The following is a 22,752-nucleotide window of genomic DNA, read 5'->3' on the forward strand; positions in this document are numbered from 1 at the left end:
AGCTATCATACGCATGAATAATTCTACGGCAAGACTGCGAATCCACCTTTATTTACGCTACAATCCCACAAATTACCTGAAGAGTCCCAATCCTGCAGTTACCCTCGTACTCACTTCACTTATTTTTCTACGTAGCGCAAACAGAATGCACGCCTTGCTATGCCTTGGCACCTGCTTTCAGATACAATTCGGCTACTCACTAACTGTATGCAAGGCTAGGCAATGACCTATATTGTGGCTCTTACTGGTGGAATTGGCAGTGGTAAAAGCACAGTCGCAAATGCATTCGCCAATCTCGGGGTCCCTCTGGTTGATGCTGATGTTATTGCCCGTCAGGTAGTTGAACCCGGCATGCCAGCATTAATGGAAATCGCCTCCCGTTATGGGGAAACTATCTTGCACACAGATGGCACATTGAATCGTGCAGCATTACGCGAGAAAATTTTCAGTGAGCCGCAGGAAAAAGCGTGGTTAAATTCATTGTTGCATCCACTGATCCAACAGGAAACCCAGAGTCAACTCGCCAATATTGATGAGCCGTATGTACTTTGGGTTGTTCCCTTGTTAGTTGAAAATGGTTTACATCGCCGTGCTAATCGTGTGTTAGTGGTAGATGTGGCACCTGAAATACAACTCGCTCGTACAATCGCGAGAGATGGTATTACCCGCCAACAGGCAGAAGATATTTTAGCTTCACAGGTTTCGCGACAACAGCGGCTAGCCTGTGCTGATGACATTATTGACAATAGCGGCGATCCCGTAGTTATCGCCCCGCAAGTTACTTTATTACACCAGCAATATTTAAAATTGGCAGCTGCGGCCCAACAGGATCTACATAGATGAGTGACCTCACCTCAACAATACTTTTTGAACATCCGCTCAATGAAAAAATGCGTACCTGGCTAAGAATGGAATTTTTACTACAACAATTAGAAAGCCAGCGTACGTTAGATAATATCGCCAGTGCATTAACATTTTTCCGCACAGCATCTGATTTAATTGATGTTCTTGAACGCGGCGAAGTTCGTACTGATCTGCTTAAAGAATTAGAGCGCCAACAACAGAAGTTACAACTATGGGCAGATATACCCGGTGTTGATATGTCGCTGGTGGACTCCTTGCGTAGTCAGTTAAAAAGCTGGGCTTCAGTATTGATGTCGGCACCGCGCATCGGGCAGTCGCTAAAAGAAGATCGCTTAATCAGCGTTGTTCGCCAGCGCCTGAGTATCCCTGGTGGCTGCTGTAGTTTCGACTTACCCACTTTGCATACCTGGCTACATCAACCCCAGGAACAGCGTAATCAACATATTGCCAAATTATTGGAAAGCCTAACCCCGCTCAATCAGTCGCTCACTATTATTTTAAATTTAATTCGCCAATCTGGGCCTCTGCGAGCACAAATCAGCTTAAATGGTTTCTTCCAAGACAATGCGGAAGGGGCTGATTTATTGAGATTGCGTCTGCCGCTAGACCCACAGTTATATCCACAGATTTCCGGCCATAAGACACGATATGCAATTCGCTTCTTACCACTCGACAGTGAAAATGGTACCGTGCCGGCGCGTTTATCGTTTGAATTAGCCTGCTGCTGAGTTTGTGATTAGTCGCTGGCATTGGATAGATTTTAGGAGAAAACATGGAAACTGAAGTCATAGAAGTTAACTGTCCGACCTGCGGAAAAGTTGTTATCTGGGGCGAGCAAAGCCCTTATCGCCCATTTTGCTGCAAGCGTTGCCAGCTGATTGATTTAGGTGAGTGGGCCGACGAAGAAAAACGCATTTCCAGTAATGGTGAGCTATCTGATAGTGATGAATGGAGCGAAGAAGAGCCGCCTAAGCACTGATCCCCTATTACTTCATAAAATAGAGCAACTTAATAATATTAAATACCATGCAATACCCAAAGTAATTGAAGTTGCAGGTAGGCAGCTATTGAGTGATAAACTGGTTGTAAATCACTTTGAACAGAGCTTACGCTGGCCTACAGGGTGAGCCGCTGATGAGGCTCACAATCCCGATGAGCTTACTCAAGTAAGTGATTCGGGTAAGTGAGCGCAGCTAACAACCCTGCAACTTTAAGTACGAAGGTGAGTAAGTAATTCAATGATGGCTGCATTGGCAGGTGGGAACTCTTCAGCCAGCAGGTCAGATTGCTTCACCCAACGCATCGGCTGGCCCTCGCGACCAAAGGGTTTACCATCCCATTCTTCAACCAAATAAAAACTTAATGTTACTATGCGGTCAGTAAATGTGTGCTCTAACACTTTAAGCAAAACCGCCTCTTTCACCGCAATTCCTGTTTCTTCCAACAGCTCACGTTTCAATGCAACTTCGGGTGTTTCATCTTGCTCAATTTTGCCGCCGGGAAACTCCCAAAACCCAGCCATATGGGAATCAGCGGCACGCTGGGTAATAAAGATCTCTTGCTGGGAATTACGGATAATCCCAACTGCAATTTGTAAGTGTTTCAATTATTATCTCCTGTCAGGGCATCAATGTTGGTCTGAGCACTCCCCCACCAGTTCACTCGTACTCAAAAGATAAGCAAAATAAAGGGCGGTGTTTAAGCCGCCCTCGTTATCAATGCATCAACTTATGCCTAAAATATTACTGTAGGCGACCGTGGCACTGCTTGTATTTCTTACCTGAACCACATGGGCACGGATCATTGCGCCCGACTTTGCGCTCAAGGCTGGCAGCCACATTGGCTTCTTCCTGTGACATCAGTGCGCTGTTATCAGATTCGTGGCTAAGTTGTTGCTGTTTAGCCAAACGTTCAGCTTCTTCGCGACGTTGTACTTCCAATGCCTCTACTTCTTCCGGCATCCGCACCTGTACTTTACTCAGAACGCTGATCACTTCATATTTCAGTGATTCCAACATTGCAGCAAACATCGCGAAAGATTCACGCTTGTATTCTTGTTTAGGATCTTTCTGTGCGTAGCCACGGAGATGGATGCCCTGACGCAGGTAATCCATTGCCGCCAAATGCTCTTTCCACAACGAATCAAGTGTTTGTAACATCACACCTTTTTCGAAGTTACGCATCATGTCAAAACCAACTACTTCTTCTTTACGCTGATAATCAGCAATTGCCAATTGCAAAATGCGTTCACGTAAAGTTTCTTCGTGCAGTTGTGGTTCATCTTCCAACCATTGAGCAATTGGCATATCTAGGTCGAAATCATTTTTCAGACGCTGTTCCAAGCCTTCGACATCCCACATTTCTTCCAGAGACTGGGTTGGAATGTAGCTATCAATAACCGTTTTGAATACATCTTCACGGATACTGTTGATGGTTTCACTCACATCAGCCACATCCAACAGCTCATTACGCTGGCTGTAGATAGCCCGGCGTTGGTCGCTGGCCACATCATCATATTCCAGTAATTGCTTACGAATATCGAAGTTACGGCTTTCAACTTTACGCTGCGCATTGGCGATAGCTTTAGTCACCCACGGGTGTTCAATCGCTTCACCTGGTTTCATTCCTAACTTACGCATCATGCCAGACACACGGTCAGAGGCAAAAATACGCATCAGGGCATCTTCCATTGACAGATAGAAGCGGGAAGAACCAGCATCACCTTGACGGCCGGCACGACCACGCAGCTGATTATCGATACGGCGAGATTCATGGCGCTCAGTACCAATAATGTGCAAACCACCGGAGGCCAGTACGGCATCATGGCGAATCTGCCACGCGGCTTTAATTGCCGCAATTTGGTCTTCTGTTGGGTTTTCCAGTAAGGCAATTTCACTCTGCCAGCTGCCACCCAATACGATATCGGTACCACGACCCGCCATGTTAGTCGCGATAGTTACCGCGCCCGGTTGCCCCGCTTGGGAAACAATTTCAGCTTCCATGGCGTGGAACTTGGCGTTCAGAACTTTGTGTTCAATGCCTGCTTTCGTTAATTCAGCAGATACCACTTCTGATTTCTCAATCGAAATAGTCCCCACCAATACCGGCTGGCCGTTAGCAGTGCGCTCACGGATATCTTCGATAATCGCACCAATCTTTTCCTGTTCGGTCATGTAGACCAAATCAGCCAAATCCTTACGGATCATTGGGCGGTTGGTTGGAACAACAATGGTATCCAACTTGTAAATGGAGCTAAATTCGAATGCTTCGGTATCTGCTGTACCGGTCATACCGGCCAGTTTTTCATAGAGGCGGAAGTAATTCTGGAAAGTGATTGAAGCCAGCGTCTGGTTTTCGTTCTGAATTTCTACGCCTTCTTTTGCTTCAACCGCTTGATGCAAGCCATCTGACCAACGACGACCTTGCATGGTACGCCCGGTATGTTCGTCAACAATGATAACTTCACCGTCTTTCACAATGTAGTCAACATCACGGGTGAACAATACATGAGCGCGCAGAGCTGCCGTTACATGATGCATCAACATGATGTTAGCTGGAGAATACAGTGACTCCCCCTCTTCCATGATGCCCGCTTCTACCAGCATTTCTTCAATTTTGATCAAACCGCGTTCGGTCAAATGCACCTGACGTGATTTCTCATCCACAGAGAAGTGACCTTCGCCCTGGAAAGTATCAGAGTCTTCTTTTTCCTGACGAATCAGTTTTGGAATCAGCTTGTTAACCCGAATATACATCTCTGAACTATCTTCGGCCGGGCCGGAGATAATCAGCGGAGTACGTGCTTCATCGATCAAGATGGAGTCAACCTCATCCACCAACGCGTAATGCAGTTTGCGCTGCACACGTTCTTCTGGACTGAACGCCATGTTATCGCGCAGGTAGTCAAAACCAAATTCGTTGTTGGTACCATAGGTGATATCCGCAGCATAAGCAGCACGCTTAGCTGGAGCTGCCATATTTGGCAAGTTGATACCCACACTCAGGCCCAGGAACTCAAACAAGGGACGGTTATTTTCGGCGTCACGCTGAGCCAAATAGTCGTTGACGGTAACCACATGGACACCACGCCCGCTCAACGCATTCAGGTAGGCTGGCAGAGTTGCAGTCAGCGTTTTACCTTCACCCGTACGCATTTCTGCAATACAGCGTTCATTCAGTACCATACCGCCAAGCAGCTGCACATCGAAGTGACGCATGCCAAACACACGTTTACTGGCCTCGCGCACGACAGCAAAAGCCTCAGGGATCAACGTTTCCAGCACGGCTCCATTTGCCAAACGCTCACGGAATTCGTCAGTTTTGGCACGTAACTCCTCATTTGTCAGCTTTTCGACTTCAGGCTCCATACGGTTGATAAGATCAACCACCTTCCGCATACGGCGCAATGTACGATCGTTACGACTGCCAAAAACTTTGGTTAATAATTTAATTAGCATGATTCTTAATGTCTCTTACAAAACCACCAACCCGGTGGCCAAAAGTTGTATAAAATTGAGGGAAGCCAAGAGAATAATTAGATGAAATTGGCGGGCCCGGCACGGATACCTTGTACTTGTGCAAGCCAAAGTCCCGGTTTATGCAGCGAAAGAACAGGCCGTTCAACCTGCTCGGTATAGCGAATAATAGTGGGTGGTTTGAACTCGTGAGTCAGTAACGCATTCAGGGTATTTAATAATGCAAGCTGCTGAATTTGTGATGACTGTACTTGTTCTGCCTCTGCCACTTCTTGCACTCGGGCATAGGCCGCTTGAGGTGCCAGTGCAAATGAAAGATGACGAATAACCGTGCGCAGTGCATGCTGTTGCCAGTAGTCTACGCTGAATGAAGGGCGACGATGCATATCATGCAGCAATGCCAAACTACTAAAGTTTGTCGCACCGTAATTCTGACGGCTTTGGCTTGATGACGTGTTCGGTATCGCAGCTTGATCAGAAACGCCAGACAGGTTTGATGGCACGCCAAGACTCGCCGCTACCATCCCCAAAAGGAGATGCGGCCAGAAATAACGTCTGCCAAATTGTCGCCAACGATTTAGAATACCGATCACGAGTTTAAAATCCGCCGGAGCCTTGTCAATGCGTGAAAGCCGCCCACAATTATTAGATGTTCTGTTCGATGATGCAATTGCAGCAGAAAATGGACCGCTGCACAACGTACAACAACGCGCTACTGCACTGTTAAAACTTAACCGTGCGGTAAAAGGATTGCTCCCTTCACAATTGCAGCCATGGTGCCGTGTTGCTAACTATCGCCAGAGTGTTTTAGTGCTAGAAACCGCGAACGCCAGTTGGTTAATGCGCTTGCGCTATGAACAACCGGCATTACTCTCTGCACTACGAGCGCAAATTCTACCATCATTGTCTTCAATCGACATCAGGATTAATCCGTCGTTAATGACCAGCGGTCATAACCATGCGCAGAATGTCGCAAAATCTTCACAAGATCCTGAGAAATCGCCGCCATTGCGTCATCTAAGTTTGGAGAGCGCTAAGGAATTAAGAGGATTAGCGAGCCGTAGCCCTGAAAAACTGAGGACAATATTGGAACGATTGGCTGCGCTGGCCGGAGAGAGTGCCAGCACAACCAAAAGTGATAAATAAATTTACCCTTATTACTTAAATTTGCAGGGTTGTTAGCTGCTCTCATTCACCCGAATCACTGACTTCAGTCAGCTCAGCGGGATTCACTCGATTTCTGCCTACCTGCAACTTCAATTACTTTGGGTATAAATAAATTTAGTAAGCTAATACTGTAGACGGAGCTTTGAATGCCAATGGCATTTCGGCTTCGTCTTGGAACGTCACAAATTCCCAAGCTTCTTGCTTAGCTAAAACAGCCTGCAATAGCTTGTTGTTTAATGCATGACCTGATTTGTACGCAGTAAATGCGCCAATAATATTGTGGCCACACATAAACAGGTCGCCAATGGCGTCCAGCATTTTATGACGAACAAATTCATCTTCGAAGCGCAAGCCATCTTCGTTTAATACACGGTAGTCATCTACCACGATGGCACAATCGAAACTACCGCCCAGGCACAAACCGCGGGACTGTAAATATTCGATATCACGCATGAAACCAAAAGTACGCGCACGGCTGATTTGACGGACAAATGAATCGGCCGAGAAATCTAAACGGTAGCGCTGCGTACTGGAGTCAATCGCCGGGTGATTAAAATCAATGGTAAAATCTAAACGGAATCCATTGAATGGAGACAATTCAGCCCATTTATCACCGTCTTCAACCCGCACAGTCTCTTTCAGACGCAGGAATTTCTTCGCAGAGTTTAACTCTTCGATACCCGCATCCAGCAGCAAGTACACGAATGGACTGGCACTACCATCCATTATCGGTACTTCGGGAGCGTTAACTTCAATAATAATGTTATCAATCCCTAACCCTGCCAGAGCAGCGTTGAGATGCTCAACAGTAGAAATACGCACGTCATGCTCATTGACCAGGCAAGTACAGAGCATGGTATCACGCACGGATTTTGCATCTGCCGGAAAATCAACCGGTGGATTCAAGTCAGTGCGACGATAGATGACCCCGGTGTTAGCCGGCGCGGGTCGCATTGTCAGTGTGACTTTCTTACCGGTGTGCAAACCGACGCCAGTCGCCTGAACAATACGTTTTAAAGTCCTTTGTTTGATCATCGTTTTATCTCGCAATGTTATCCATCCTACCGACCAAGCTTATAACAAGATCGGCGGGACAGTTTAGCACAAAGAGCGGAGATTCCAATTTTTTCAGAAATTAGTCGGCTTGCTTACGCAAAAATGCCGGAATATCCAAATAATCGGGCTCTTTATTGGTTTGAGCAGTTGGGTCATTGACCACTTTAGCTGCAGGTTTAACTTCCTGAGGTAAAGGTGACATGCCATGCTGCTGGTAACGGTGATCCATAACAGGCTGTGTCTGCTTGTTAGTAACCAACGTGATTTCAGGACGTTTATCCATGCCGATACCGGTTGCAACCACAGTTACGCGCAGTTCGTCATTCATTTCCGGGTCTAACGATGTACCGATAACGACGGTCGCATTGTCAGATGCAAATGCACGGATAGTGTTACCCACAGTTTCGAATTCGTCCAAACGCAAATCGAAACCAGCAGTGATGTTGACCAACACGCCACGAGCGCCAGACAGGTCGATATCTTCCAGCAACGGGCTGGAAATCGCCATTTCTGCAGCTTCTTCAGCACGATCTTCACCACACGCTACCCCTGAGCCCATCATGGCATAACCCATTTCGGACATCACTGTGCGCACGTCAGCAAAGTCGACGTTCATCAGGCCTGGGCGGGTAATCAACTCGGCGATACCCTGAACAGCGCCTTTTAATACGTCGTTGGCTGCACCGAATGCATCCAGTAAGGAGATGCCACGACCCAGAACTTTTAACAACTTATCGTTAGGGATAGTGATCAGTGAGTCCACATGCTTGGACAATTCAGCAATACCCTGCTCAGCGAATGCCATGCGTTTCTTGCCTTCAAAATTGAAAGGCTTGGTAACCACAGCAACTGTCAGAATACCCAGTTCTTTCGCTACTTCAGCAACAACAGGAGCAGCACCAGTACCGGTACCACCGCCCATGCCTGCGGCGATAAAGACCATGTCTGCGCCTTCAAGGGCTGCACGCAGAGCTTCACGGTCTTCTTCTGCTGAATTACGCCCCACTTCTGGGTTCGCGCCAGCACCCAGACCTTTGGTGATACCGCTACCAATTTGGATGGTTTGGCCAACAGCCGTCTTACGTAGCGCCTGAGCGTCTGTATTAACGGCGAAGAATTCAACACCTTCGATGCGCTCGCGCACCATGTGTTCGACGGCATTACCACCGCCACCACCGACGCCGATGACTTTAATCACCGCGTCATTGGTTAGTTCCATAGGTTCAAACATAGTTTCTCTCCGTTTTGTGCCTGTCGCTTCGAGATCAAAAAATATGTTCAGCATGATCTCTTTGTTGAAACATTAAAACTCTTTTCTCAGCCAGCTATTGATGCGTTTAAACCAATTGCCCACTGAGGCACGTTTTTCTACTTCTGACTCACCACTGAGATGAGATTCTTTACCATAGTGCAACAGCCCAACAGCAGTGGAGTAATAAGGTTCCTGTGCATAATCCGTCAGCCCGGTGATATTGAGCGGTTGGCCGATGCGAACCTGGGCATGGAATACCCGTTGAGCACATTCAGCCAAACCATCAATTTGTGCCGCTCCGCCTGTCAGCACGATACCGGCTGCCAGATGATGCTTCACGCCTTGCTGACGTAATTGCTCCTGCAATTGTAAAATCTCGTCATTAACCAAATTCAGCAGTTCGGTGTAGCGTGGTTCTATAACCTCAGCGAGCGTCTGTCTTTGCAGACTACGGGGAGGGCGTCCGCCAACACTTGGCACTTCTACACTTTCGTCCTTGCTGACTATCGACCCGAGCGCACAGCCGTGTCGAACTTTAATCGCTTCCGCATCTGTAGGCGGTGTCCCGAAAGCATACGCGATATCGCTAGTCACCACGTTCCCGGCGTAAGGGATAACTTTGGTGTGGCGCAACGCCCCACCGGTATAAACCGCCATATCCATGGTACCGCCGCCGATGTCGACCACACAGACACCCAGTTCGCGTTCATCTTCGGTCAATACTGCATAACTTGCCGCTAAACCGGCGAAAATCAGTTGGTCCACTTTCAGGCCACACCGCTCCACCGCTTTAACAATATTCTTCGCCATATCGTTATGGCAGGTAATCAGGTGCACTTTAGCTTGCATCCGCACGCCAGAAAGCCCCACCGGATTCTTGATACCTTCTTGGTAATCGATGGCATATTCCTGCGGAATAACGTGCAGGATACGATGCTCATCACGCACACGTACCGACTTCGCGGTATGCACTACGTTTTCTACATCTTCCTGAGTTACTTCCTCTTCTGAAATAGGAACCATCCCTATTTCATTCTGACAACTGATATGTTTGCCCGATAATGCCAGATATACAGATGAAATTTGGCAATCCGCCATTAACTCTGCCTGATCGATAGCGCGTTGAACGCATTTAACTACCGATTCAAGATCGTTAACTCCACCCTTATCCATGCCACGGGACGGGCAACTGCCAACCCCAATAATATTGACCATGCCATCGGGCAGAACTTCCCCTACCAATGCGGAGACCTTTGCCGTTCCGATCTCAAGACCTACTACCAGTTTTCTGTCCGTCGACTTGATCATTGTTGTTTTGCCTGTGCCTGATTCTGTTGCGGATTACTGTTCTGCTGGCCATTTACTGGTGGCTCACCACCCTGACTGCCGATAAATACCGGAGCCCAACCTATTGCAGCCCCTGTTTCATATCGCAAATCAACATAACTGACCCGTTTATCTGGCTGCTGTTGCAACATCGGATACAACTCGATGAAACGTTGCAAACGCCCCATCCGGTCATCCCGTCCCAGCTCCAGCCGAACATCATTATCTAAGGCCAACTGCCAAGAATGTCTGGCACTCATTGCCACCATTTTTAGCTGATACTTATTGGCCGCTAACACTTTGTTTATTGCCCGGTAGCCTTCAAGAACATCCTGTTCACTGCCCTCCGGGCCATACAGTAATGGCAATTTCTGTTTGCCGACTCGCTCAGACGGCACACTGAATGACCGCCCCTGCTCATCAACCATATGCAAATCATTCCAGCGCGCAAAAGGCACATACTCCACCAGATGGATCTTCAGCTCATCCGGCCACTGTTTGCGCACACTGGCCTGCTGAATCCACGGTAACCGCTCAATCTGCTGCTGGATGATATTGACATCCTGCGTCATAAAGGTACCCGGTGCGCCCAATGACAGAATCGCCTGGCGAATATCGTCATTGGTGGTGTAATGGCGCTCACCGGTCACCACCAGTTTCGACAGTGGCAATCGGCTGGCATCTTTCATCCAACCTACTACCACCCAGCCTCCCCAGAGGATGGTACCCAGCACCATCAGCAGGAAAATCAGCCCTGCTAATTGGCCTCCATTACTGCGCCGGGCTGCGCTGTTTTCAGCCGCACGTTCACGCGCATTTAGGGCAGCTTGTGACATATCAGTCAGCCAACGTCAGAATTCGAGCTACCAACTGGGAAAAACTCAACCCATATTGGCGGGCAGCCATCGGCACTAAACTGTGGCTGGTCATACCCGGTGAAGTATTCACTTCAAGCAGATAGAAACTGCCATCGCTGTCTTGCATGACATCAACACGGCCCCAACCGCTGCAACCCAATGCCTGATAGGCCTGTAATGACAATGCAGCCAACTGTTGCTCTAACTCAGCACTCAAACCACTTGGGCAGAAGTACTGGGTCTCATCCGACAGATATTTAGCTTCATAATCATAAAACACGCCGGGAGCCTGGATGCGGATCGACGGTAAAACATCATCACCGAGGATCGCGACAGTAAATTCTGGCCCACTCAACCATTTCTCAATCAACACATCGGTGTCATGACGGAAAGCTTCAACCAGAGCAGACTGCAATTGACTCGCCTGATTAACCTTGCTCATTCCTACGCTAGAGCCTTCATGACTTGGCTTAACAATTAATGGCAGGCCAAGCTTAGCGACACATGCCGCCAATTCCTCTGACGAAAGTGTTTCAAACTGTTGACGATTTAGCGCGACATAAGGCGAAATGGGTAAATCTGAGGCTTGCCATACCAATTTGGTGCGCAATTTATCCATTGTCAGCGCCGAAGCCATCACGCCGCTGCCGGTATAAGGCAGTTGCAGAAACTCCAACACCCCTTGCAGCGTACCGTCTTCACCACCGCGGCCATGCAAAGCGATAAATACCTTGTCAAAACCTTGTTCTTTAAGCTGTGTTACCGGGAAGTCTTTAGTATCTATACCGTGAGCATCGATACCCGCCTCTCTCAAGCCCGCTAATACCGCCTGGCCTGATAACAATGACACTTCACGTTCAGCAGAGGTCCCACCCAGCAGTACCGCAACTTTCTCAGCCATGATGTTCCTCGTCTTTTGTCTGTGGCTGCAATTTAAGCTCAGCCAATTTACGGGCAATCTTACCAATGTTGCCTGCGCCCTGAACCAGAATCAGGTCATCGCCGTTCAGCACTTGTGCTAACACTTCTGGCACCGTATCACTGTCGGACACCAAAATAGGGTCCAACTTGCCACGGTTACGGATGGTACGGCACAACGAGCGGCTATCCGCGCCTGGGATCGGCGGTTCTCCGGCTGCGTACACATCTAACATAAGTAAAACATCAACTTGCGACAGAACGTTAGCAAAGTCATCATACAAATCGCGTGTTCGGGTATAACGGTGTGGCTGGAATACCATCACAATACGTTTATCCGGCCAGCCAGCACGCGCAGCTTTAATTGTGGCATCCACTTCTGTCGGGTGATGACCATAGTCATCCACCAGCATTGCACTGCCTTCTTTCCCGTTGACCGGTGCCAGCGGGAAGTTGCCGAGAAAATCAAAGCGGCGGCCTGTCCCCTGGAACCCTGCCAATGCACGTAGGATATCATCGTCTTCAATGCCTTCTTCGGTCGCGACTGCCACTGCCGCAGCCGCATTTAGCGCGTTATGACGGCCCGGTGCATTCAAGGTCACTGTCATCAGCGGCTTATCCAGCCGTTTCAGTGTGAAGTGCCCCTGCGGGCCTTCTTGTTGGTAGCTGGCGATCTGTACATCGGCGTCATCGCTGAAACCGTAGGTGGTGATATGGCGGCCTACCCGTGGCAATAGCTCTCGCACTACCGGATCGTCGATACACATCACCGCACGGCCATAGAATGGCAAGTTGTGCAAAAAGTTAATAAATGTCTGTTTTAAATTCTCAAAGTCGCCCTGATAAGTATCCATATGGTCGGCTTCGATGTTGGTGATAATCGCCACCATCGGCTGCAAATGCAGGAATGACGCATCACTCTCATCAGCTTCTGCAATCAGGTAACGGCTGGAACCTAACCGGGCATGAGTGCCTGCCGCTTTAACCAAACCGCCATTCACAAAAGTTGGGTCCAAACCTGCTTCGGCATAAATGCTGGAAACCATCGCTGTGGTGGTCGTTTTACCGTGCGTACCAGCAACCGCAATCCCATGACGAAAACGCATCAATTCAGCCAGCATCTCAGCACGACGAATCACTGGAATACGCGCCTCGCGAGCTGCAACAATCTCCGGGTTATCCGCAGAAATTGCTGTTGAAACCACCACCACACTGGCATCCAGCACATTCTCTGGACGGTGATGGAAATAAATCTGTGCGCCTAATGAAGTCAAATGCTGAGTGACCGGATTGGGTGCCAAATCTGAACCGCTAATCTGATAACCTTCGTTTGCCAACACTTCAGCGATACCACCCATGCCGGCACCACCGATGCCAACAAAGTGAATGTGCCGGACGCGACGCATCTCGGGCACGATAGTACGTAGTTTCGCCAGTTGTTGTGTATTCACGTTTTCTTCACTTTTTTGTCTGTTACATATTCATAGCCCGCATAAGTGCGAGCGATAACTATCTTTCTTTTCAGTAACTATCTTTTCTGTATCACTTACTGGCAGCGACCACTTCGGCGGCCACTCGCTCAGTTGCGTCAGGAATAGCCACTAATCTTGCTTGCTCGGCCATCGCTAATAAGGTGGGGCGATCCCACTCGGTTAACAGGTTGCTCACCGCTTGTGCTGTAAATTGTGGCTGTTCAATAATGTTGGCGGCGCCGGCTTTTTCCAGCGGCAATGCATTCCAATATTGCTGCCGGTCTTTATGTTGGAACGGTACAAAAATCGCCGGTAACCCTGCGGCGGCAACTTCGCTGACCGTCAACGCACCGGAGCGGCAAACCACCACATCCGCCCAGGCATAAGCTGCAGCCATGTCATCAATAAACTCAACTACCTGATGCTTATCACCCTGCCCTGCTTGCTGGTAGGCATGCAACACATCAGGTAATGCGCCTTTACCCACCTGATGCCAAATATTTATCTGTTCACCCAATGTTGCTGCAACCTGAGGCAAGGTTTGATTCAGTACTCGCGCACCCTGGCTACCGCCAATGACTAACACCCGAATCGGCCCTTCGCGACCGGCTAAGCGCTCAGCGGGTAATGGCAATGCCAGTACATCAGTACGAACCGGGTTACCCACTACTTCGGCATGCGGGAATGCCCCTGGAAATGCCTGTAAAACCTTTTTCGCGATTCTGGCCAGCCAGCGGTTAGTCAAACCCGCAATCCCGTTTTGCTCATGTAATACCACAGGGATGCCGCACAACCATGCTGCCAAACCACCGGGGCCGGAAACATAACCGCCCATTCCCAACACCACATCCGGTTGGTAATCACGCATGATTTTCTTCGCCTGACGCACCGCGCGATAAATACGCACCGGCGCGGTCAGTTGGGCCATCAAGCCCTTACCGCGTAAGCCAGAAATCTCAATAAAATCAATTTCAATGCCGTTTTTGGGTACCAATGACGCTTCCATTCTGTCAGCGGTGCCTAACCAACGCACCTGCCAGCCTTGCGCCATCAGATGATGAGCCACGGCCAGGCCCGGGAATACATGCCCCCCAGTGCCACCCGCCATCACCATTAAACGCTTGGTTTTGCCACTCATCGGGCACTCCTTACAAACGCCTGGGCTTTTGCCAAACGTGTTTCAAAATCAATGCGTAACAACAGCACTATGGCCGTTGACATAATAATCAGGCTTGAACCACCGTAACTTATCAGCGGCAGTGTCAAACCTTTGGTTGGCAACATTCCAGCAGCAGCCCCAACGTTAACCAGCGCCTGAAAGCTAAACCAGACACCAATCGAACAGGCCAAAAAGCCAGAAAATCGCTGATCTATCTCTAAAGCGCGACGACCAATGGACATAGCACGAAAAGCGACGAAGAATACCATTAACAATGCAAGAACCACACCGAAATACCCGAGTTCCTCGCCTAAAATCGAGAAAATAAAGTCAGTATGTGCTTCCGGTAAATACTCCAGTTTTTGCACTGAATTCCCTAAGCCCTGCCCCCAGAATTCACCGCGGCCAAAGGCCATCAGTGATTGGGTCAACTGGTAACCACTGCCGAAGGGATCCGCCCATGGGTTCCAGAATGATGTCACTCGGCGCATACGGTAAGGTTCAGCAATAATGAGCAGGCAAACGGCAAACACGCCAGAACCGATAATGGCTAAAAACTGCCACATCTTGGCACCGGCCAAGAACAACATGGCCAATGTAGTAATAAACAACACTACCACGGTACCCAAATCGGGTTGTGCGAGCAGTAATACTGCCAAAATAACCATTACGCCCATGGGTTTACAAAAACCCCAAAAGTTACTGCGAACCTCTTCCACCTTACGCACCAGATAGCTGGCTAGGTAGCAAAACAGCGATAACTTGGATAGTTCAGCGGGCTGAATACGCAGTGGCCCGAGTGAGATCCAGCGGGATGCCCCGTTGACTGAACTCCCCACCACCAATACCACCAACAGCATCACGATAGAAATCAGCAACATAATATTGCTGTAGCGCTGCCAGACGGCCATCGGGATACGCAGGGTTACCAGCGACATACCAAAAGCCAGCGCCAGATACAGCGCATCTCGCTTGGCAAACAGGAAAGGATCACTGGCCAAACGCTGACCGATGGGCATAGATGCCGATGTCACCATCACAAAACCAATAATCGCCAAACCGAATGTCAGCCACAGCAAGGTTCTGTCGTAAAGCACCATACTGGTGGTGTCGCTTTCGCGCGACCCCATCACAAAATGTTTTACGATATTAAACAGCCCCAGCCCCGGCATACGCATCAGCCCAATTCCTCTGCCAGACGAGCAAACTCATCACCACGTTGCTCAAAACTGCGGAACTGATCCAAGCTGGCGCAAGCGGGTGACAATAACACCATATCGCCCGGTGCCAATGATTTCGCCAACAACACCATAGCTTGTTCCATTGTTTCAGTCAGTTGCGACACTTCCGGACACAGTTCAGCCAGTTGCTCACCATCACGCCCAAAACAATAAATCTTGATATGGTCGCCTTGTAAAAAGCGGGTTAGCCCAGAGAAATCTGCCGATTTCCCGTCGCCGCCCAGTAACAAATGCAAAGTACCATCAACCTGTAAACCATCCAGAGCAGCTTCTGTGCTACCCACATTGGTCGCTTTGGAGTCGTTAATCCAACGCACGCCATTGTGTTCAAACACCAACTGGAAACGGTGTGGCAAACCTGTGAACGTGGTCAATGCTTTCAAACTTGATGAACGCGGGATACCCACAGCATCAGCCAATGCCAGTGCGGCTAGCGCATTGGTATAGTTATGCCGTCCGGTTAATTTCATTTCCCGAGTATTCAGCACTTTCTCGCCACGAACCCGCAGCCAGATCTCTCCCTGCTGCTTATTCAAATGGTAATCACCGACATCCACCCCAAAGCTGATACAGCGATTATCAGCACCGCGGACTGGCATAGTGAGCGCGTCATCGGCATTCACAACACAAACTTTAGCGTTTTCATATACCCGCAGTTTAGCTGCGCGATATTGCTGTAAACCGAATGGATAACGGTCAGTGTGATCTTCTGTCACGTTCAATATGGTTGCTGCACTGGCACGTAGACTTGAAGTGGTTTCCAACTGGAAGCTGGATAACTCCAACACCACCAATTGGTTTTCGTGTTTTTGCAAGGTCAACTGTTTCAGTAAGTTCAGGGCAGGCACACCAATATTGCCCCCTACACCCACCTGCCAACCAGCCGCTTTCGCCATCTCGCCGACCAAAGTGGTTACAGTACTTTTACCGTTAGAGCCGGTAATCGCTACCACCGGTGCTTGATTTTCACGGCAGAACAGTTCGATATCGCCGACAATCTCAACACCTGCGTCAGCGGCTTCACTCAAAGCAGGATGTGCCAGCGCAATACCGGGGCTGGCAACAATCAAATCAGCGTCCAATAACCACTGCTGATTCAAGTCACCAACATGGCGCTCGACATTTTCGGGTAATTTATCCAGGCCCGGTGGATTGATACGGGTATCCATCACTCGCGGCGTTACGCCACGCACGATGAAGAAATCAACGCAGGAAAGGCCGGTTAGCCCCAGCCCGATAATGACGACTTTTTTACCCTGATAATCAACCATAATTACCGCACCTTCAGCGTCGCCAGGCCAATCAGCACCAGCATCAGCGAAATAATCCAGAAGCGCACAATCACTCGCGGTTCTGGCCAGCCTTTAAGCTCGTAATGATGATGAATCGGGGCCATCCGGAAAATACGCTGCCCACGTAACTTAAAGGAACCGACTTGCAAGATGACCGACAGTGTTTCAACCACGAACACCCCGCCCATAATCACTAATAAGAACTCTTGGCGCAGCAATACCGCGATGGTACCCAGCGCTCCACCCAATGCCAGAGAGCCAACATCACCCATAAACACTTGGGCCGGGTAGGTGTTAAACCATAAAAAGCCCAGCCCAGCCCCGACAATTGCGGTGCAAACAATCACCAACTCGCCAGCATGGCGCAGGTAAGGGATGTGCAGATATGCAGCAAAGTTCACGTTACCGGTCGCCCAGGCTACCAATGCAAAACCGCCAGCAACAAATACTGTCGGCATAATCGCCAAACCATCCAACCCGTCGGTTAAATTGACTGCGTTGCTGGTGCCTACAATGACGAAATAAGCTAGCAGGATATACAGCAAGCCAAGCTGCGGCATGATGTCCTTGAAGAAGGGCACCACCAGCTCAGTGGCCGGGGTATCTTTACCAATGCTGTACATCGCAAAAGCAGCAGCCAGTGCAATGATGGACTGCCAGAAGTATTTCCAGCGAGCGATCAGGCCCTTGGTGTCTTTACGTACCACTTTGCGATAATCATCGATAAAACCGACAATCCCATAACCAATAAGAATAAACAGTACACACCACACATACGGATTAGACGGGTAAGCCCACATCAGAACCGAAATAGTGATGGAGAACAAAATCATCAGGCCCCCCATAGTCGGGGTGCCGCGTTTACTGAAATGTGACTCTGGCCCGTCATTACGGACGACTTGACCAATCTGTAATTTCTGCAAATAGGCGATCAAATGCGGCCCCATCCACAACGAGATAATTAATGCCGTCAACAGACTGACAATGGCGCGGAACGTCAAATAAGAAAAGACGTTAAAACCCGAGTAAAATTTTACTAAGTATTCAGCCAACCAAACTAACATGATGCCTTCTCCTGTAACGCACGCACGACATTTTCCATGGCGGCGCTACGTGAACCTTTAATTAAGACTGTGATAACCGGATGTTCGAGCAGCAACTCACTGACACGGGCTGCCAAAGTGTTCTTATCCTGAAAATGTTCGCCGCACCCGCTTGCACCGCTCAGTGTCTGGCTTAATGTACCTACGCTAAGGACTTTATCGATGCCCGCCTGTTTCGCGGCTTCGCCCACCTGACGGTGGCAATCGACTGCGGTTTCGCCCAACTCGCCCATATCACCTACTACCATCACTCGATAGCCCGGCATTTCGGCCAGCACTTGCGCGGCGGCGGTCATGGAACCGACATTGGCATTGTAGCTGTCATCGAGCAGCAACTTGCCAGCAGCAAGCTCAATCGGGAATAATCGACCCGGTACGGCCTGTAATTGAGTCAACCCCTCGCGAACGGCAGCTAAACTAGCGCCGACCGACATGGCTAACGCCGCGGCGGCTAATGCATTGGCAATGTTATGTCGCCCCGGCAGTGGTAATTCGATAGCCACCGTGCCGAAGGGAGAATGCAGAGTGAAATGGGTGACTTGCGGTGTAATACGCACGTCACTGGCAAAGAAATCGATATCTTCTGCGCCGAGAGGTGCAAAACGCCACACCCGCTTGTTATGCAATGTTTCCTGCCAGTGCGGCCAGTCATTGCTATCAGCATTAATAATCGCAGTGCCATTCGCGGGTAAGCCGGCAAAAATCTCACCTTTGGCTTTAGCCACACCGGCCAATGAGCCAAAACCTTCCAAATGTGCGGCAGCTAAATTGTTAACCAAAGCACTTTCAGGGCGGCTTAAGTCCGTCGTGTAGGCAATTTCACCGATATGGTTGGCACCTAGCTCAATGACAGCAAAATCATACTCGGGCGTCAGACGCAGCAAGGTCAGCGGCACGCCGATATCATTATTAAAGTTACCAGCGGTATAAAGCACCTTGCCACATTGGCGCAAAATCGCCGCAACCATTTCTTTTACCGAGGTTTTACCAGAGGAACCGGTTAAGGCCACCACTCGGGCAGGCACTTGCTGGCGCACCCATGCCGCTAATTGCCCCAATGCCAGACGGGTGTCTTTAACCACTAATTGTGGTGCCTCCACCAGTAAGTGTTTACTTACCAGCAAAGCACCAGCGCCAGCGGCAACAGCATCTTCTGCAAAGTCATGTCCATCAAAACGCTCGCCTTTCAGCGCAACAAATAAACACCCAGGAGTGACCTTACGGGTATCAATGGTCACTTCGATAATATCGGCGTTATCGCGACCAATATATTCAGCGTTCAGCAGTGTGGACAGAAAATGCAGTGAGACCTTAATCATGCCACCACCCCCAACAGACGCGCGACGGTGACTCGGTCGGAGTAATCCAAGCGGCGATTGCCGACCAATTGATAATCTTCATGTCCTTTGCCCGCAATCAACACCACATCATCGGCTTTAGCTTGCATGATGGCGCTGGTCACGGCTTCTGCACGACCATGGATGGCTTGTGCATGTCCGGCATCCAGCAATCCGCTGAGGATATCGGCGATAATCGCCTGCGGCTCTTCACTACGGGGATTATCATCAGTGACAACTACCCGATCAGCCAGTTGTTCCGCGATACCGCCCATAAGTGGGCGCTTACCTTTGTCACGATCACCACCACAACCAAATACACACCACAGTTGGCCTTTACAATGTAAACGCGCCGCCGCCAGTGCTTTTTCCAATGCATCCGGTGTGTGGGCATAATCCACCACTACCGTTGGTTTGCCCGGTGCATTAAATACTTCCATCCGCCCACACACCGGTTGTAGATGAGGTGCGGCAGCTAATAATTGTGTTAGTGGGTAACCCAGTGAAAGCAGTGTTGCCAGTGCCACCAGCAAGTTACTGACGTTGAATGCCCCCATCAAACGGCTTTCTAACTGCCCCTCTCCCCAGCTTGAATCAAAAGCAATGCTGGCACCATTATCGTGATAGTGAACCTGAGTGGCAGATAGCCATGAGGCATTCCAACCCACAGGAATATTGCTTTCCATACTCACGGCGACCGCTTGCGGTAACTGCCCTAACCAGCGGCGACCAACTTCGTCATCAGCATTAATGATTTTGTGTTCGGACTGATGGGTGGAGAACAGCAGCCATTTTGCTGCTTCGTAACTCGCCATATTGCCGTGATAATCCAGATGGTCACGGCTTAAGTTAGTGAACACTGCGGCAGCAAACGGCAATGCAGCAACGCGGTTCTGAATCAAACCGTGGGAAGAGACTTCCATCGCAGCGAAAGTTGCCCCTTGTGAGACCAGATTGCGCAACAAATGCTGGATATCAACCGCTGAGCCGGTGGTGTTCTCAGTCGGGATAACCTGACCTAACAGACCATTGCCAACCGTCCCCATCACTGCACTGGTTTCGCCCAACTTTTGAGCCCATTGTGCCAGCAATTGAGTGGTGGTGGTTTTACCATTGGTTCCCGTCACTCCGACCAAACGTAATGCGGCACCCGGCTGATGGTAAAATTGTCCCGCCAGTTTGGATAAGTGCTGATTCAAATTACGCAGATATATAACAGGAACACCATGCATCTCGACCATACTGGCATCCGGTGCCACACCATCAGCTTCAGCGACCACGGCCGCCACACCTTGAGCGATAGCTTGCGGGATATAGCGACGCCCGTCCGTCTGATGGCCGACAATAGCGACAAATAAATCCCCGGCAGCGGCAACACGGCTGTCTAATGTCATTTCCCGTAGCGCACGCTCCGGGACGTCTAGCCCCCAAGGAGCGAGTAAGTCGCGCAAATTACGATCTGCCACCTGAACCCTCTTTTGTATTAGTCACTAATTCGCTTTTATCACCAGTGGGTAATGCATCTGGCTCAATGTTCATGGTGCGCAGTACACCGCCCATGATGGCACCGAACACCGGTGCAGAAACCGCACCACCGTAATATTTCCCTGCCTGCGGGTCATTGATGACCACAACCAGAGCAAATCTAGGGTTACTCGCAGGCGCGACGCCAGCGGTGTAAGCGAGGTATCGGTCCATATATTTGCCATCAGGGCCGACTTTCTTGGCGGTACCGGTTTTAATGGCAATTCGGTAACCTTTGATTGCCGCTTTGGTGCCCCCGCCGCCAGGTAATGCCACGCTTTCCATCATATGAACCACGGTACGCACCAGCGGTTCAGGGAAGACGCGTTCACCGGCCACTGGCGGGTCAACTTTAGTAATCGACAGCGGGCGATAAATCCCCATACTGCCGATGGTTGCATAGACTCGCGCTAGCTGTAACGGTGTTACCATTAGCCCGTAGCCGAAAGAGAAGGTGGCCCTCTCTATGTCAGACCACCGTTGTTTTTTAGGATATAAGCCACTGCTTTCTCCGACCAACCCCAAATTGGTCGCTTTCCCAAACCCAAACTTTGAGTAAGTTTCTACTAAAGCTGAGGATGGCATCGCTAACGCCAGTTTAGAAACACCGACGTTACTCGACTTCTGCAAGATCCCGGTCACAGATAGCTCTGCATAACGGGCCACGTCTTTAATCTGGTGACCGTTAACAAAGTACGGCAAGGTATTCAGCACGCTATTCTCTTTCACAACGCCATGCTGTAATGCCGTCATCACTACCATTGGCTTAACTGTCGAGCCGGGTTCAAAAATATCGGTAATTGCCCGATTACGCATCGCATCTTTCGGCGTACCGGTGAGGTTATTCGGGTTATAGGATGGGCTGTTCGCCATCGCCAACACTTCGCCGGTATTCACATCGACCAGCACTGCGGTCCCAGACTCGGCTTTGTTGAATGCCACTGCATTGTTCAGCTCGCGGTATACCAACGCCTGCAAGCGCTCATCAACACTCAACACCAGATTGTGTGCCGCTTGACTGTCCACGGAGGAAATATCCTCAATAACGCGGCCATAACGGTCTTTACGTACAGTACGTTCGCCCGGCTGCCCGGTAAGCCAGCGGTCAAAGCTTTTTTCTACACCTTCAATACCTTGGCTATCGATATTAGTTACACCGATGATATGGGCCATCACTTGCCCAGCCGGATAGTAACGACGGGATTCTTGGCGCAAATAGATTCCGGGTAATTTTAACTTGTGGATATAGTCGCCAATTGCCGGGTTAACCTGGCGAGCCAGGTAAACAAAACGCCCTTTCGGGTTAGCGTTAATACGCGCCGCCAGTTGGTCTAATGGGATTTCCAAAGCATCAGACAGGGCTTTCCAGCGGGTATCGAGAGTAATGCCACCGCGTTCAGTCAACTCTTTGGGATCGGCCCAAACAGCGTTAACAGGCACACTGACCGCCAATGGTCGGCCAGATCGGTCACTTATCATCCCACGCGCAGTAGGGACTTCCTGTACCCGCAATGAGCGCATGTCACCCTCACGCACCAACTTATCGGGATTAATCACTTGCAGATAAGCAGTACGTAACATCAAGCCGACCAATGCCAGCAAAATACAGCCGCACAGCAACGCAAAACGCCAGCTTATAAAGCTGGCTTGTTCTTCCTGGCGCTTTAACTTCCCGGGGCGCGCTGCTTTCATGCGTTACCTTGGCTACT

Annotated in this window: 20 protein-coding genes; 4 read left to right on the plus strand and 16 right to left on the minus strand. The window is 49.7% G+C overall.

Annotated features, from left to right (window positions below):
* Positions 1–222: 222 nt before the first annotated feature.
* From coaE to yacG, 3 genes are read left to right on the plus strand one after another with little or no spacing between them, the layout of a single operon-like run.
* Positions 223–843 (plus strand): dephospho-CoA kinase, encoded by a 621-nt coding sequence (gene coaE, locus ACF3VQ_RS17275; protein ID WP_392432291.1) that lies wholly within the window; start codon positions 223–225, stop codon positions 841–843.
* A complete protein-coding gene (gene zapD / locus ACF3VQ_RS17280) occupies positions 840–1,592 on the plus strand; it encodes a cell division protein ZapD (RefSeq protein ID WP_392432292.1) in 753 nt (250 codons plus the stop codon). The genes coaE and zapD overlap by 4 nt, the downstream gene beginning before the upstream one ends.
* A gap of 44 nt (positions 1,593–1,636) precedes the next feature.
* On the plus strand, positions 1,637–1,843 hold the full coding sequence (gene yacG / locus ACF3VQ_RS17285) for a DNA gyrase inhibitor YacG (RefSeq protein WP_050075903.1): 207 nt from the start codon (positions 1,637–1,639) through the stop codon (positions 1,841–1,843).
* Positions 1,844–2,074: 231 nt separating this feature from the next.
* Here yacG and mutT read toward each other — a convergent pair whose 3' ends face one another.
* The 3 genes from mutT to secM all read right to left on the minus strand — a co-directional run bounded on the left by mutT (position 2,075) and on the right by secM (position 5,932).
* On the minus strand, positions 2,075–2,470 hold the full coding sequence (mutT, locus tag ACF3VQ_RS17290) for an 8-oxo-dGTP diphosphatase MutT (protein WP_392432293.1): 396 nt from the start codon (positions 2,468–2,470) through the stop codon (positions 2,075–2,077).
* A 136-nt stretch (positions 2,471–2,606) separates the two neighbouring features.
* Positions 2,607–5,321: a preprotein translocase subunit SecA gene (secA, locus tag ACF3VQ_RS17295; RefSeq protein ID WP_392432294.1), complete on the minus strand. Its 2,715-nt coding sequence runs from the start codon at positions 5,319–5,321 to the stop codon at positions 2,607–2,609.
* A gap of 77 nt (positions 5,322–5,398) precedes the next feature.
* Positions 5,399–5,932: a secA translation cis-regulator SecM gene (gene secM / locus ACF3VQ_RS17300; protein ID WP_392432295.1), complete on the minus strand. Its 534-nt coding sequence runs from the start codon at positions 5,930–5,932 to the stop codon at positions 5,399–5,401.
* A gap of 28 nt (positions 5,933–5,960) precedes the next feature.
* Between secM and ACF3VQ_RS17305 the strand changes: the two genes are divergently transcribed.
* Positions 5,961–6,485, plus strand: coding sequence for a DUF721 domain-containing protein (locus ACF3VQ_RS17305; RefSeq protein WP_392432296.1), 525 nt, complete (start codon positions 5,961–5,963; stop codon positions 6,483–6,485).
* Between the two features lie 135 nt (positions 6,486–6,620).
* On the opposite strand, the gene lpxC is transcribed toward ACF3VQ_RS17305, so the two are convergent.
* The 13 genes from lpxC to ACF3VQ_RS17370 all read right to left on the minus strand — a co-directional run bounded on the left by lpxC (position 6,621) and on the right by ACF3VQ_RS17370 (position 22,735).
* Positions 6,621–7,541 (minus strand): UDP-3-O-acyl-N-acetylglucosamine deacetylase, encoded by a 921-nt coding sequence (gene lpxC / locus ACF3VQ_RS17310; RefSeq protein WP_004389005.1) that lies wholly within the window; start codon positions 7,539–7,541, stop codon positions 6,621–6,623.
* 100 nt (positions 7,542–7,641) lie between these two features.
* A complete protein-coding gene (gene ftsZ, locus ACF3VQ_RS17315; protein WP_004389003.1) occupies positions 7,642–8,793 on the minus strand; it encodes a cell division protein FtsZ in 1,152 nt (383 codons plus the stop codon).
* Positions 8,794–8,865: 72 nt separating this feature from the next.
* Entirely contained in the window at positions 8,866–10,122 is a 1,257-nt protein-coding gene (gene ftsA / locus ACF3VQ_RS17320) for a cell division protein FtsA (RefSeq protein ID WP_002210431.1), read from the minus strand.
* Positions 10,119–10,976 (minus strand): cell division protein FtsQ, encoded by an 858-nt coding sequence (gene ftsQ, locus ACF3VQ_RS17325; RefSeq protein ID WP_005167080.1) that lies wholly within the window; start codon positions 10,974–10,976, stop codon positions 10,119–10,121. The genes ftsA and ftsQ overlap by 4 nt, the downstream gene beginning before the upstream one ends.
* 1 nt (position 10,977) lies before the next feature.
* Positions 10,978–11,898 carry a D-alanine--D-alanine ligase gene (locus ACF3VQ_RS17330; protein WP_392432297.1) on the minus strand — a complete coding sequence of 307 codons (921 nt, stop codon included), beginning with the start codon at positions 11,896–11,898 and terminating at the stop codon, positions 10,978–10,980.
* Positions 11,891–13,366 carry a UDP-N-acetylmuramate--L-alanine ligase gene (gene murC / locus ACF3VQ_RS17335; protein ID WP_392432298.1) on the minus strand — a complete coding sequence of 492 codons (1,476 nt, stop codon included), beginning with the start codon at positions 13,364–13,366 and terminating at the stop codon, positions 11,891–11,893. Before murC ends, ACF3VQ_RS17330 begins: the two co-directional genes overlap by 8 nt.
* Before the next feature lie 91 nt (positions 13,367–13,457).
* The gene (murG, locus tag ACF3VQ_RS17340) at positions 13,458–14,525 is read right to left on the minus strand and encodes an undecaprenyldiphospho-muramoylpentapeptide beta-N-acetylglucosaminyltransferase (protein WP_392432299.1); all 1,068 of its coding nucleotides are present in this window, start codon (positions 14,523–14,525) and stop codon (positions 13,458–13,460) included.
* Entirely contained in the window at positions 14,522–15,724 is a 1,203-nt protein-coding gene (gene ftsW, locus ACF3VQ_RS17345; RefSeq protein WP_392432300.1) for a cell division protein FtsW, read from the minus strand. The genes murG and ftsW overlap by 4 nt, the downstream gene beginning before the upstream one ends.
* Positions 15,724–17,058 carry a UDP-N-acetylmuramoyl-L-alanine--D-glutamate ligase gene (gene murD, locus ACF3VQ_RS17350; RefSeq protein ID WP_392432301.1) on the minus strand — a complete coding sequence of 445 codons (1,335 nt, stop codon included), beginning with the start codon at positions 17,056–17,058 and terminating at the stop codon, positions 15,724–15,726. Before murD ends, ftsW begins: the two co-directional genes overlap by 1 nt.
* Before the next feature lie 2 nt (positions 17,059–17,060).
* Positions 17,061–18,143, minus strand: a complete 1,083-nt coding sequence (mraY, locus tag ACF3VQ_RS17355; RefSeq protein ID WP_005167069.1) for a phospho-N-acetylmuramoyl-pentapeptide-transferase — start codon at positions 18,141–18,143, stop codon at positions 17,061–17,063.
* Entirely contained in the window at positions 18,137–19,501 is a 1,365-nt protein-coding gene (gene murF, locus ACF3VQ_RS17360; protein WP_392432302.1) for a UDP-N-acetylmuramoyl-tripeptide--D-alanyl-D-alanine ligase, read from the minus strand. The genes mraY and murF overlap by 7 nt, the downstream gene beginning before the upstream one ends.
* On the minus strand, positions 19,498–20,985 hold the full coding sequence (gene murE, locus ACF3VQ_RS17365) for a UDP-N-acetylmuramoyl-L-alanyl-D-glutamate--2,6-diaminopimelate ligase (protein ID WP_392432303.1): 1,488 nt from the start codon (positions 20,983–20,985) through the stop codon (positions 19,498–19,500). The genes murF and murE overlap by 4 nt, the downstream gene beginning before the upstream one ends.
* Positions 20,972–22,735, minus strand: coding sequence for a peptidoglycan glycosyltransferase FtsI (locus tag ACF3VQ_RS17370; RefSeq protein ID WP_004388992.1), 1,764 nt, complete (start codon positions 22,733–22,735; stop codon positions 20,972–20,974). Before ACF3VQ_RS17370 ends, murE begins: the two co-directional genes overlap by 14 nt.
* Positions 22,736–22,752: the final 17 nt, after the last annotated feature.

Origin of the sequence: Yersinia fenwicki (assembly GCF_043099325.1) — a bacterium.
In the GTDB taxonomy this organism is placed as follows: domain Bacteria; phylum Pseudomonadota; class Gammaproteobacteria; order Enterobacterales; family Enterobacteriaceae; genus Yersinia.